This is a genomic window from Actinomyces faecalis (assembly GCF_013184985.2).
In the GTDB taxonomy this organism is placed as follows: domain Bacteria; phylum Actinomycetota; class Actinomycetes; order Actinomycetales; family Actinomycetaceae; genus Actinomyces; species Actinomyces faecalis.
This window is the reverse complement of sequence record NZ_CP063418.1, coordinates 2,262,014-2,274,981: the sequence shown is the minus strand read 5'-3', so window position 1 is coordinate 2,274,981 and position 12,968 is coordinate 2,262,014. Positions and strand designations below refer to the sequence as shown.

General features: G+C 67.3%; 11 protein-coding genes. 1 reads left to right on the top strand and 10 read right to left on the bottom strand.

Features of this window, described 5'->3' with window-relative positions:
• The first annotated feature begins 148 nt into the window (after window positions 1-148).
• Entirely contained in the window at window positions 149-778 is a 630-nt protein-coding gene (locus tag HRL51_RS09775) for an ATP-binding protein (protein WP_172191546.1), read from the top strand.
• A gap of 106 nt (window positions 779-884) precedes the next feature.
• Here the strand turns inward: HRL51_RS09775 and HRL51_RS09770 are convergent, their stop codons facing one another.
• The 10 genes from HRL51_RS09770 to HRL51_RS09725 form a co-directional block, all read right to left on the bottom strand.
• Window positions 885-1,301: a PIN domain-containing protein gene (locus tag HRL51_RS09770; protein ID WP_172119444.1), complete on the bottom strand. Its 417-nt coding sequence runs from the start codon at window positions 1,299-1,301 to the stop codon at window positions 885-887.
• Window positions 1,294-1,536, bottom strand: a complete 243-nt coding sequence (locus HRL51_RS09765) for a hypothetical protein (protein WP_172119445.1) — start codon at window positions 1,534-1,536, stop codon at window positions 1,294-1,296. The genes HRL51_RS09770 and HRL51_RS09765 overlap by 8 nt, the downstream gene beginning before the upstream one ends.
• A 224-nt stretch (window positions 1,537-1,760) precedes the next feature.
• A complete protein-coding gene (locus HRL51_RS09760) occupies window positions 1,761-3,440 on the bottom strand; it encodes a lysine--tRNA ligase (RefSeq protein ID WP_172191544.1) in 1,680 nt (559 codons plus the stop codon).
• Between the two features lie 112 nt (window positions 3,441-3,552).
• On the bottom strand, window positions 3,553-5,010 hold the full coding sequence (locus HRL51_RS09755) for a mannitol dehydrogenase family protein (RefSeq protein ID WP_172191542.1): 1,458 nt from the start codon (window positions 5,008-5,010) through the stop codon (window positions 3,553-3,555).
• 132 nt (window positions 5,011-5,142) lie between these two features.
• Entirely contained in the window at window positions 5,143-5,802 is a 660-nt protein-coding gene (locus HRL51_RS09750) for a LutC/YkgG family protein (RefSeq protein WP_172119448.1), read from the bottom strand.
• Complete coding sequence (locus HRL51_RS09745; RefSeq protein ID WP_172191540.1) at window positions 5,802-7,415, bottom strand: LutB/LldF family L-lactate oxidation iron-sulfur protein; 1,614 nt, start codon at window positions 7,413-7,415, stop codon at window positions 5,802-5,804. The genes HRL51_RS09750 and HRL51_RS09745 overlap by 1 nt, the downstream gene beginning before the upstream one ends.
• Window positions 7,415-8,215, bottom strand: a complete 801-nt coding sequence (locus HRL51_RS09740) for a (Fe-S)-binding protein (RefSeq protein ID WP_172119450.1) — start codon at window positions 8,213-8,215, stop codon at window positions 7,415-7,417. The genes HRL51_RS09745 and HRL51_RS09740 overlap by 1 nt, the downstream gene beginning before the upstream one ends.
• A gap of 282 nt (window positions 8,216-8,497) precedes the next feature.
• Window positions 8,498-10,204, bottom strand: coding sequence for an L-lactate permease (locus HRL51_RS09735; protein ID WP_172119451.1), 1,707 nt, complete (start codon window positions 10,202-10,204; stop codon window positions 8,498-8,500).
• 271 nt (window positions 10,205-10,475) lie between these two features.
• The gene (gene glpK / locus HRL51_RS09730; RefSeq protein ID WP_172119452.1) at window positions 10,476-12,005 is read right to left on the bottom strand and encodes a glycerol kinase GlpK; all 1,530 of its coding nucleotides are present in this window, start codon (window positions 12,003-12,005) and stop codon (window positions 10,476-10,478) included.
• A 47-nt stretch (window positions 12,006-12,052) separates the two neighbouring features.
• Window positions 12,053-12,793, bottom strand: coding sequence for an MIP/aquaporin family protein (locus tag HRL51_RS09725; protein WP_172119453.1), 741 nt, complete (start codon window positions 12,791-12,793; stop codon window positions 12,053-12,055).
• Between the last annotated feature and the right edge of the window lie 175 nt (window positions 12,794-12,968).

Sequence of the window (12,968 nt, the reverse complement as noted above, 5' to 3'; positions counted from 1 at the left end):
GGACGGGACGACTGTCAGTGACGAGGGCGCAGGGACCTGGCCCGGGTGGTGCTGCTGGCTCAGGTCGCCCCGCACCTGGCCCAGACCGACACCGGGGCGGGCTGCTGCGCAGCCCTCGCCGCTCGTTGAGCCTCTAGGCTGAGGTCCCGTGAGCGCGCGTGTCATTCTGCTTACCGGCCCCTCCGGCTCTGGCAAGACCTCGTTGCTGCGGCGGGTGGGTGCGCGCCGGCTCAAGCTGGACGACTTCTACCGCGACGGCGACGAGCCGGGCATGCCCCTGCTGGACGGACGCGTCGCCGGGGAGGACGGGGTGAGCCAGGCCGAGGCCATGAGCCTGGTGGACTGGGACCACCCGGGCAGCTGGGACGCTGAGCGCGCGATGACAGCGATCCTCCAGCTGTGTGAGAGCGGACGGACGACGGTGCCGGTCTACTCGATCGCTGACAACGCCACTATCGGCAGTGAGGAGCTGGAGATCGGGGACGCGACAGCCTTCGTTGCTGAAGGCATCTTTGCCGCGGAGCTGGTGGAGCGCTGCCGCGAGGAGGGTGTCCTGGCTGACGCGTTGGTGCTGCGCAGGCCGACGATCCAGACCTGGTGGTTCCGCCTGCGTCGGGACGTCAGTGAGCACCGCAAGCCCCTGCACGTCCTGCTCACGCGTGGAGTGCGCCTGGCACGTGAGGAACCGGCCAAGATCGACGCGTGGGTGCGTCAGGGCTGCCGGGCTGTCTCCCGGCAGGAGTGCGAGGAGACGATCCGGGGAGTCATCCGGTCCTGAGCCCGGTTCGCGCGTACCGGCTCTGGGGAGCGCACCATCGTCGTGCACGCGCGAAGCACTGGGGCCGGGTAGCCGTCCGTGCGGCTGCGCTGCTGCGCCTGCGCGCTCAGGCGCGCTTGACCAGCGGGTTGGTGATCGTGACGCCGCGGAGCCGTGAACCACTGGTCAGGTCCTCAGTCCACAGCACCGCGCACCCTGCCTCGGCTGCAGCCTCGAGAATCATAGAGTCCCAGATGGACAGCTGGTGTGTGGCGCTCAGCTGCATGGCCTTGTCGACCAGGGCTGCGTCGGCATTGACCACCTCGAAGTCGCAGATCCGCTGGATGACGTGGCGCGCCTCCTGCGGTGAGTACGCCGGACTCAGCTTGCGAGTGAGGACCGTGTACAGCTCCAGCATCACCTGTGTGCTCACCACGTAGTGGTGCGGCTGTGAGAGTGCCTCACTTGCGGCAGCGTGCTTGCCTGGACTTGCGGAGTCGAACAGGTAGGCCAGGATGTTGGTGTCGAGGAAGACCTTAGACATCGTAGAGGTCCTCGCGCTGCCAGCCTCGTTGGCCGGCTGCCGGGCCCGAAGCGCTGGTGGCTGGGTGCTCTCGCGCGATTGACAGGAGATCGGAGACGACGTCGTCCGCCTCCAGGCCGGCGTATCGCTCCAGCTGCTCGCTGAGGTACTTATTGACGGACTCGCCGCGTTTGAGTGCGCGAATCCGGGCCTGGCGCAGCACCTGTGGGTCAACGGACAAGGTGAGCGTAGCCATAGAACCAGTGTAGCACTGATTCAGTGTGGCACGACCGGGTGAGGTGCTGCTGGCGGTGGTACTGCCGACCACGGTGCGTTAACCGGTGGATTGGTACGCACCTTCGCGCACTGGTGCGCGCTCCACGGACTGTGGCGTGCTCCCCGGCTTTTCGGGGAGCACGCCACAGTCGTGCATGCTCGTGCTGGCTCGGAAGCAGCGTTCCTTCAGCGCCGCTCGCGCGCTCAGGCGCGCTTGACCAGCGGGAAGGTGATGGTCTCGCGGATTCCCTGGCCGGTCAGGGCCATGAGCAGGCGGTCGATACCCATGCCCATGCCGCCGCAGGGCGGGAAGCCCTGCTCCATCGCGACCAGGAAGTCCTCATCCAGCACCATGGCCTCAGGGTCGCCGTTGGCGGCGGCCAGAGCCTGGGCCTCGAAGCGCTCGCGCTGAACCACCGGGTCGGCGAGCTCGGAGTAGGCGGTGCCCAGCTCGAAGCCGCGCACGTACAGGTCCCACTTCTCCGTCAGTCCCGGCTTGGAGCGGTGGTAGCGGGTCAGGGGTGAGGTGTCCTCGGGGAAGTCGTAGACGAAGGTCGGGGCCCACAGCGTGTTGCCGACCGTCTCCTCGAAGATGTCCTCGACGATCTTGCCGTCCACTGCGTAGTCGTCCACCTCCAGGTCCAGCTTCCCGGCCAAGGCCACCAGTCGCTCGCGGGGGGTGTCCACTGTGACCTCCTCGCCCAAGGCCTCGGAGACCGAGGTGTAGAGGTCGATTGTGTCCCACTGTCCTGACAGGTCGTACTCGGTGCCGTCGGCGAGGGTGACAATCTCCTTGCCCTCCTCCAGGCCGAAGGCGTCACGGGCAGCCTGCTGAACAAGGTTGCGGGCCAGCTCGGCCATGCCGTTGTAGTCGGAGTAGGCCTCGTAGGCCTCTAGGGCGGCGAACTCAGGGGAGTGGGAGGAGTCAGCGCCCTCGTTGCGGAAGTTACGGTTGATCTCAAAGACGCGGTCCACGCCGCCTACCACGGCACGCTTGAGATAGATCTCGGTCGCGATACGCAGATAGAGATCCATGTCAAAGGCGTTCATGTGGGTGACGAAGGGCCGCGCGGCGGCGCCTCCGTGGATGACCTGGAGCATGGGGGTCTCCAGCTCCAGGTAGTCGCGGCGGTGGAAGTTCTCGCGCAGGGAGCGCACGACGGCGGCACGGATGCGCACCATGTCACGGGCGGCCGGGCGGGTGAGCAGGTCGAGCTCGCGGCGGCGCACGCGGTTGTCCTCGCTCAGGGAGACGGTCTCGCCCCTGTCGTTAGTCCAGGTCTTGGGCAGTGGGCGCAGGGCCTTGGACGCGATGCGCCAGGCCGGGGTGACGACGTCGTCGTCGCCCAGCTCGGGCAGCTGCTCGGCGGTGTGGCCCTCGGTGAGCTCAGCTTCCGCCATGACGGAGAGCTCGCCGCGGCGTGAGGAGATCACGCGACCATGGACGAACAGGTGGTCACCCAGGTCGACGTCAGACTTGAAAGACGCCAGGCTGGTGTGGCCGTGGCCGGGCATGTTCTTTGCCGAAATCATGGCCTGAAGGGTGTGGCCAGCTCCGTCGGCCAGCGCAACGAAGCACAGCTTGCCCGAGGAGCGCAGGAAGGTGACGCGCCCGGCGATGCCGACGACGTCGTCGGTCTCATCCCCGGCCGCCAGGTGGGCATAGCGCTCGCGGACGGCCTCGATGGTGGTGGTGACAGGGACCTGGACGGGGTAGGGCTCCCAGCCTTCGGCACGCAGACGCTCACGTTTGGCGGCGCGGATGGCGAACTGCTCGCCTGGGCCGGGCTCAGCCTTGGGCTGCTTCCTGGCTGTCTGCTTGTCCTGCGCCTGGGTGGGCGCGTCGGCGGGCAGGGAAGCGGAGCGGTCAGTCGCGTCAGTCATGCGGGAAGTCTAACGGTCGCAGCAGCCCTCCTTTCTTCTCGACGGACAACCCTTTCGTCATTCAGACAACGTCAAACCGGGGTTCTTGGTTGTCCGGATAACGAAAAGGTTGTCAGTCTGGGAGGAGGCTCGTTTTCAGGCGCCCCCGCGCACCTTGATTGCGTAGTGCGGCGAGCTCGGCCAGGTAGGTGGTGCGGAAGCGCTCGTCCTTGGCGAGGTCGGAGAAGATCGCGGTGTTGCGGATGAAAGCCAGCTCTCCCTCGCCGCCTCCCCCGGCCTCCTGAGTCTCCGCAAGGGGCTGCAGGTCGTCGACCTGCTCGATCTGCCCGCCCAGCTCATCGCGCCCAAGCGCCCCGAGGGACCACGCTGCGCACAACGCCGTGCCCATACGGATCGGGCGGCCAGCGGCGAGGTTCTCGCGCAGCCCGGCGAGCACGAACTTGGGCATGCCCGAGGGACCGAAGAAGGCCAGGCGCGCCAACGTGTCCGCAATCGCCTTGTTGGTGAACCGCTCGAAGAGGATGTTGATGTACTCGTGCAGGTCGATTCCGGGCACCGGCTGCAAGGTCGGCAGTGCCTCACGCTCGAGGTAGGTGCGGATCCAGGTGGAGATGTCCATATCCGCGGCGGCTTCATGGGCGTAGGTCATACCCAGCAGCCGGCCCCAGTGACCCAGTGCCTGGTGGGAGCCGTTGAGAAGACGCAGCTTCATCAGCTCGTAGGGCACCACGTCCTCCACCAGCTGGACGCCAACCTCCTCGTACGGCGGGCGGCCCAGGGTGAACTGGTCCTCCAGCACCCACTGGTTGAAGGGCTCAGCGACCACGGGCCAGGTGTCGCGCACGCCGAGGACCTTCTCAGCCTCCTCGATATCCGCCGGCGTGGTCTTGGGAGTGATGCGGTCGACCATGCAGCTGGGGAAGGACACGTGCTCGTCGATCCAGGCAGCAAGCTCAGGGTCGCTCATGCGGGCCTGGGAGACGACGGCGGTGCGGGCGGCGTGCCCGTTGCCAGGCAGGTTGTCGCAGCTCATGACCGTGAAGGGCGCGGTGCCGGCCTCACGCCGCAGGCGCAGCGCCTCGACGATGTAGCCGAAGGAGGTCTCTGGCTCGCTGGGGTGGGCGGCGTCGTGCACGGCCCCGGCCGAGTTGGTGCGGAAGTCACCGGTGACGTCGTCGATGTTGTAGCCGCCCTCGGTCACGGTGAGCGAGACGATGCGGGTGGTCGGCGCGGTCATGACCTCAAGGACCCCGGCGCGGTCCTCGGGGGCGAACTTGTAGTCGTGGATCGAGCCGATGACCGAGGTCTCGTGGTGGCCGTCGGGGTGCTTGAGGGTGAGGGAGTACAGGTAGTCCTGGGCTGCCAGGGCGTCGCGCATCGCGCGGTCGCTCGGCAGCAGGCCGACGCCGCAGATCCCCCAGTCCAGCGCCTTGCCCTTGCGCATGAGGCGGTCGAGGTACATGGCCTGGTGGGCGCGGTGGAATCCGCCCACGCCCATGTGGACGATGCCTGTGGTGACGGCGGAGCGGTCGTAGGAGGGGGCGAGCGGGTGGGCAGCGAGGGTATCCATGGAAGGCTCCTTGTCACTGAGGGCGGCTCTACTAGTGCCAGGCGGACAACCTTTTCGTCATCCAGACAACCCAAACTGGGGGTATCAGGTTGTCCGGATGACGAAAAGGTTGTCCGCCTGGGGCAGTGAGGGCTAGTGCGCGATGACGACGCGCAGATTGCGCGGCCCGTGCACGCCGTTGACGCGCACAAGCTCGATATCACTCGTGGCAGAACCTCCGGCGATCCAGGTCGTCGGACGCTCGGGGTGGCGCCCGAGCACGTCCACCGCCTGAGGCACGGTCGGCATGATCATCTCGCGCTCGATCACCACGACGTGGGTGTCTGGGACGAGTGAGATGGCGCGGCGTCCCTGGTCGCTCTCCCCGTCCAGGCAGATCGTTCCAGACATGGAGATCGACACCCGCGAGCACGTGACGACGGCGTCGATCTCGTCCAGCTCCAGCGTCGGGATCGGTGCCTGGCGCGAGTCCTCACGCACGGTGCGCCCGCCACGACCAGCAGCGTCCTTGTACTCCTGGGGGAGGCCGGAAGGGACGACGACGCTGCGTGCCTTGGCCTCGGTCAGGTAGCGGTCAATGGCATCGGCGACGTCGTGATCCGCAGCAGCCTGGACAACCTGGGCGGAGTAGTCCTCCAGCTTCTCAACCATGTCTGCCACCACCGGCTGGCTACCAGGGGCGTGCTCACCGGTACGGATGTAGTCGCGGGGGATCTCCTGCACCGGCCGCCCGGCCTGGGAACGGGAGATGGCGTCACGGGCACGGGCGAGGATCGCGGTCCTGGCATCCATCACTTGGTCTCCTCGTCACTCGTGGCAGGGGCGGTCTCCGGCTCCTGCTCCGCCAGGGCGGCCTGGGCGGTGGCTACTGTCTCGGGCGGAGTGATGCCATCTGGGTGTGTGCGCTTCCACCACGACCGCAGCGACTCCTTGGGGGCCACCGGCAGGTCGCGCGAACGTGTCCACAGGGAGGCTGGGAATGGCAGGGCCCCGATGGCGCCATCCGCTCCGCCTAGAAGGCGTGAGGCCTTGACCGCGTAAGGGGCGGACTGCCACAGCGTGGGGTTGGACATGAGTGGCGCCGTCGCCTTCATGCCGATGTCCCACATGTCCGGCACCATGCGCTTCTTGACGTCCACGCTACGGGCACGCAGGTGGATGAGGATCGTCGGGATATCAATCTTGACCGGGCACACGTCCGCGCAGGCCCCGCACAGCGAGGAGGCGTAGGGCAGGGTGTGGACGGGGTCGTCGTCGGCCAGGCCCTGGGTGAGCTGGGGCGTGAGGATCGAGCCAATGGGGCCGGGGTAGACCGAGCCGTAGGCGTGACCACCGGTGTGCTGGTAGACGGGACAGATGTTCATGCACGAGCCGCAGCGGATGCAGGCCAGGGCCTGGCGACCGATCGGGTCGGTGAGGGTCTTGGTGCGCCCGTTGTCCATGAGGATGAGGTGGAACTCCTGCGGGCCGTCACCCTCGGTCACACCCGTCCACATGGAGGTGTAGGGGTTCATCCGCTCACCTGTGGCCGAGCGGGGCAGGAGCTGGGAGAAGATCTCCACGTCCTGATAGCGCGGCACCAGCTTCTCAATGCCCATGAGGGTGATGAGGGTGTCCGGCAGGGTCAGGCACATGCGGCCGTTGCCCTCGGACTCGAAGATGGAGACGGTACCGGTCTCAGCCACACCCATGTTGGTGCCTGAGATCGCCACCGAGGCGTGCAGGAACTTCTTGCGCAGGTGGGCCCGCGCTGCCCCGGCCAGCTCCTCGGGCTGGTCGGACAGGTCCGCCGGCGCGTCCTCCATGCGGTCCAGGAAGATGCCCCGGACCTCGGCCCGGTTGCGGTGGATCGCGGGCACCACGATGTGGGAGGGCATGTCGTCGGCGAGCTGGACGATCATCTCGGCCAGGTCCGTCTCGTGGGCGGTGATGCCCTCGTCCTTGAGGTACTCGTTGAGGTTGGTCTCCTGGGTGGCCATGGACTTGACCTTGACGACGTCGTCGCAGCCCTTGGACTTCAGGATCGAGGCGACGATCCGGTTGGCCTCGGCGGCGTCGCGTGCCCAGTGGACGATGCCTCCGTGAGCGGTGACGTTGGCCTCGAACTGCTCCAGCAGCTCGGGCAGGCGCGAGGCCACCTCGAACTTGACCGCCTCAGCGGCGTTGCGCAGGTCCTCCCAGTCGGGCATCTCGTCCACGCGCATCTGCCGCTTGGTGCGGATGGTGCGCGTGGCGTGGCCGAGGTTGCGTCGCATCTGGGTGTTGGCCAGGGTGCGGTGGGCGCCCTCCTGGAAGGTGTGGCCCCAGCGCAGGGTGTCTTTGGGGATGGTGACGTTAGTGACCCAACCGCCGGTGTGGGGGACATCCTCAGCGTGGGAGGGCATTCCTAGGAATGTCTGTGTCATCAGAGCTTCACCGCGTCCTTGCTGGGCTGGAAGGAGACATGCCCCTCAAAGGGGGCGTCCTTGGTGGAGGCCAGGATCTCGGCCAGGTGCATGACTCGGACCCCGGAGTTCTGGCGCGAGAGCGCCCCGCCGATGTTCATGAGGCAGGAGTAGTCACCGGTGCACAGCACCTCGGCGCGCGTGGACATGACATTGGCGGCCTTGTCCGCCACCATGGCGGTGGAGGTGTCAGAGTTCTTCATGGAGAAGGTCCCGCCGAACCCGCAGCAGATCTCGGCGTCAGGCAGGTCGATGAGGGTCAGACCCTCCACGGCGCGCAGCAGGCGGTAGGGCCGGTCGCCCAGGTGGGCCACACGCATGGAGTGGCAGGTGGGGTGGTAGGTGACGGTGTGAGGGAAGTAGGCGCCCACGTCCTCCAGTCCCAGGACGTCAGTGAGCAGCTCGGAGATGTCGTAGGTGTGGGCGGCCACTGCGTCCACACGTGTGCCTAGGGAGGCGTCCCCCACGTGCTCGGCCACGATCTTCTGCTCGTGGCGCACGGCTCCGGTGCATGAGCCCGAGGGGACGACGACGGCGTCCCACTCCCCGTCCAGGACCGGTGAGAAGGTCTCGACGTGGTTGCGCACGATCTTGGCGGCGTCAGAGAAGTAGCCGGTATTGGCGTGCATCTGACCGCAGCATGTCTGGTTCTCAGGCATCACCACCTCGTGGCCCAGACGCTCCAGCAAGGTGACGGTCGCCTGGGCGGCCTGGGGGAACATCGTGTCAGCCAGACACGTCGCGAACAGGGCGATGCGCACGGAACTTCCTCACCGTCGGGGAACAAGACGTCCCCAGGGTAGGAGAGGGCGCCGGTACGTGCATGCGTGCTGGGTCTGCCATCGCCGACGGCGTCGCCCGGCTGCGTGCGGTCGTGCGGCAAAGTGCCTGCTCACCTCCGAGGTCCCACCTGGTGACGTGCCGGGCACCGTGCCTGGTCCAGGCTGACAATGCGCAAGGCTGGAGTGTGGTTATGCGTGCGCCGGACCCGTTCCTGGTCAGGACCCGCACCAGGCTCGCGTCCTGGCCTTGACGGGACCCTGTCAGCCGACCATGAGCGGCCCGAAGAACCCCTGGGAGGCGGCCAGCACCAGCAGGCCGAGTGTGATGACCAGGCCGAGGGAGTAGGGCGCGACCTTCTTGAGGATCTCGGCGTCGGTGCCCGGGGCGTCCACCGCCCCGGCCGCGATCGCCAGGTTCTGGGGGGAGACGATCTTGCCCAGCCCACCGCCGATCGTGTTGGCCGCCAGCAGGATCCGTGGGTCGATCCCTGCTCCCGCCGCCGCGGTGGACTGCAGGTTCGCGAACAGCGCCCCGGCCGAGGTCGCCGAGCCGGCCACGGCGGTACCGATCCATCCCAGGAAGGGTGAGAGGAAAGCGAAGGCGGCTCCGGTGGCGGCCAGGGCCGCCCCGATGGCGGTGGTCTGCCCGGAGAAGTTCATGACATAGGCCAGTGACATGACCGTGACGATGGTGAGCACGGACAGCCGCAGGGAGTAGATCGTGCGTGGCAGCACCATGAACATCTCGCCCACGCTGGTGGCATAACGGCCCCCGGAGGAGAAGCGTCCGTACACCACCGCCACGATCGCCGCGGTGACGAAGATCCAGGTCCCAGGGTTAGACAGGATCTGCAGGGTGTAGACCGGGGACCTGGAGACCTCGCCGGACTCAGTGAGCAGGTGGCCGTACAGGCCGGGCCACCGGATGGCGACATCGGCGGAGGACAGCGTGGCAGACAGGTCCACACCGATCTTCCACAGCTTGGTCACCGCGATGATGACGACGACGAGCACGTAGGGCAGCAGTGCCAGAAAGACGCGCTGGCGGTCAGGACGGTCAGAGTCCTCCACGTGGGTGCGCAGCTCCTGGGGGGTCGTCGGGCTCCACACGAGCAGGAAGAAGTAGCAGGCCACCAGTCCCAGCAGCGAGGCCACCACGGCCGTGAGCTCGTAGGAGACTGACGGGGTGAAGAAGTGGCCGACTGCGGCAGCCCCGCCGGCTACGAGTGCCAGCGGCCACAGCTGGCGGAGCCCACGTGCCCCGTCGAGGATGAGCAGGACGAGGAAGGGGACGGCCAGCGCCAGCACCCAGCTGATGTGCCCCATATCGATGGCCGTCTCCACCGGGTCGACCCCTCCGAGGCGGGCCGCCGTGGTCACCGGGATCGCCATGGCACCAAAGCCCACGTTGACCGAGTTGGCCACCACCGTGGCCGCGGCCGCACGCAAGGGGTGCACGCCCAGGGTCAGCAGCATGGCGCCGGAGATCGCCACTGGTGCGCCGAAGCCGGCCAGCCCCTCCAGCAGGCCGCAGAAGGAGAAGGCGACGATGAGGGCCTGGGCGCGCTGGTCACCCTTGCCGATCGTGTTGAAGACAGCCTTGAGGTCCTGGCTGCGCCCGGAGGTCTCGGTGAGGTTGTAGAGCCACACCGCCGCCACGATGATGTAGATGATCGGCAGCAGGCCCATGGCGGCGCCCTGTGAGGCGGACAGAAGCGTCATTCCCACCGGCATCCTGAAGGCGAGGACCGCGATGAGGCAGGCCACCGCCAGCGAGATAAGCGCGCACCAGTGGGTGGCGACCTTGAAGATCCCCATGAGGGTGAAGAAGACCAGGAGAGGGACCAGTCCGATCAGCGCCGTCAAGACGACCGAGCCGCCGACCGCCGTCGTTGAGGGGGTGAACGCGGCAGGGGCCAGCAAGGCAGAGGGGGGCATGAGGAACGATGCCGCCAGGAGTGTGGTCATCTCAGTCTCCGGGAGTGGTGGGTGCCGCAGCGGTGCGTCGTGACCCCGCTATTGTGGCACCACGATGACTGCCTTGACTCCTCGGAGCGGGGGTTGGAGCGTCCTGCCAGGCAACGCGCCGTGCTCGCGGGCCCGGCGCCTCCAGGCTCGTCGGGCCCACAGGCACGGCTCGACGCCCGGCCCCGCAAGCACCGTGGCCGCGGGCGCGCTACCTGCTTGACGCGCCCGCGGCCACGGCCTGCGGAGAGGAGTGGGCGTACCCGGTCGCTGGCTACTTCACGTCCTCGTCAACCCAGTCGAAGGTCCGGGTCACGGCCTTCTTCCACAGGCGGTAGGTGCGGTCGCGCTCCGCCTCGTCCATCGACGGGCTCCAGCGCTTGCCCTCCTGCCAGTTGGCGACGACGTCCTCAGTGCCGCTCCAGAAGCCCACGGCGATACCGGCCGCGTAGGCGGCACCCAGTGCCGTGGTCTCGGCGACCACGGGCTGGATCACGTCCACACCGCACAGGTCCGCCTGGAACTGCATCACCAGGTCGTCGTGCGTCATGCCGCCGTCGACCTTGAGCTCCTTGAGCGGCACGCCGGCGTCCGCGTTCATCGCGTCGAGGACCTCGGCGGACTGGAAGGCTGTGGACTCCTCCACCGCGCGGGCGATGTGGCCCTTGTTGACGTAGCGGGTGAGTCCCACGATGGCGCCGCGGGCGTCGTCCTTCCAGTAGGGGGCGAACAGGCCGGAGAAGGCCGGGACGAAGTAGACCCCGCCGTTGTCCTCCACCGTCTTGGCCAGCTCACCGATGTCCGAGGACTTCACGATCATGCCCAGGTTGTCCCGCAGCCACTGTACGAGTGAGCCGGCCACGGCGATCGAGCCCTCCAGGGCGTAGACCGGCTTGTTGTCACCCAGCTTGTAGAGCACGGTGGTCAGCAGACCGTTGGAGGAGAAGATGGGCTCCTCACCGGTGTTCATGAGCATGAAGCAGCCGGTGCCGTAGGTGTTCTTTGCCGTCCCCTTCTCGAAGCAGGCCTGGCCGAAGGTGGCTGCCTGCTGGTCACCGAGGATGCCGGCGATCGGGGTGTCGACCAGCAGACCGTTCTTGCGGCCGTAGCCGTAGACCTCGGAGGAGGACTTGATCTCAGGCAGCATCGACATCGGGATACCGAAGTCGGCGCAGATGTCCTCGCGCCACTGCAGCGTGCGCACGTCCATGAGCAGGGTGCGTGAGGCGTTGGTGACGTCGGTGGCGTGGACGCCACCGTCGACCCCGCCGGTCAGGTTCCACAGCACCCAGGTGTCCGGGGTGCCGAAGAGCAGGTCGCCGGCCTCGGCCTTCTCGCGTGCGCCCTCGACGTTGTCCAGGATCCACTTGACCTTGGTGGCGGAGGGGTAGGTGGAGATGTTCTCACCGGTGATCTGCCGGTAGCGCTCGGTCCCCAGAGGGTCACCTGCGGCGATCTCGCGGGCGATGTCGCCGGTACGCACGTCCTGCCACACGATGGCGTTGTAGACCGGCTCGCCGGTGTTCTTGTCCCACACGATGGTGGTCTCGCGCTGGTTGGTGATGCCGACGGCGGCCAGCTGGTGGCGGTTGATCTGCGCCTTCTGGAGGGCCTCGGCCACGACGGCGCGCACCGAGCCCCAGATCTCCACCGGGTCATGCTCAACCCAGCCGGGGTTGGGGAAGATCTGGGTGAACTCCTGCTGCCCGACGGCCACGATCTGACCGGAGTGGTTGAAGATGATGGCGCGCGAGGAGGTGGTGCCCTGGTCAATGGCGAGGACGTACTTTTCCTGTTTGCTCACGATGGTGTCCTTTCACTTCGTTGTGTGAGGCGAGGGTGGGTGCTGGCTCAGAACAGGCCAGCCATGTGTGGGATCAGGAGGCCGGCTGCGGCGCCACCGATCATCGGGCCAACCACCGGGACCCATGCGTAGCCCCAGTCAGCACCCTTCTTACCCGGGATGGGCAGGATCGCGTAGGCCAGACGCGGGCCAAGGTCACGGGCGGGGTTGATGGCGTAGCCAGTCGGGCCGCCCAGGGACAGGCCGATCGCGACGATGACGAAGGCGACGGCCAGAGGGCCGAGCTCGCTGGGGGACTTGCCGGCGTACAGGCACCAGGCCACCAGCACGAAGGTGGCGATCGCCTCAGTCACGCAGTTCCAGCCGTAGGAGCGGATCTCAGGGGCGGTGGCGAAGCAGCCGAGCTTTGAGGCGGCGGGAAGGTCGTCGTCGAACTGCTTCTTGTACGCCAGCCACGCGCAGGCAGCACCAACCATGGCACCCAGCATCTGGGCGATGATGTAGATCGTCACGTTGGTGGCGGTGGCGGGCACGTTGGCTGCCAGGTCCTGGCCGGCAATCCACTTGCCGACCGTGACGGCGGGGTTGAGGTGCCCACCGGTGGCGTAGGCGGCGTAGACGCCCATGAAGACGGCAAGTCCCCATCCGAAGGTGATGACGATCCAGCCTGAGGAGTTGGCCTTGGACCGCTTCATGGTGACTCCGGCACAGACGCCCGCACCAAAGAGGATGAGGACGGCAGTGCCGAAGAATTCGGACAGGAAGATCTGTCCGGTAGTCGGAGTCATGATCGCTCCCTTTCTGCACGACGTTGTGCGCTGATGGCGGCGGCATCGCAGCCGCGCGGGCCAGGTTCTTGCGGTGCCGGTGAGAACGTACCGTGCGAGCGGCCCGTGAGTGTGGGTACCGGTCGGCCCGCACCATCACCCTGAGGCCTTGTTTGTGCCGTCATCACTGGACAAT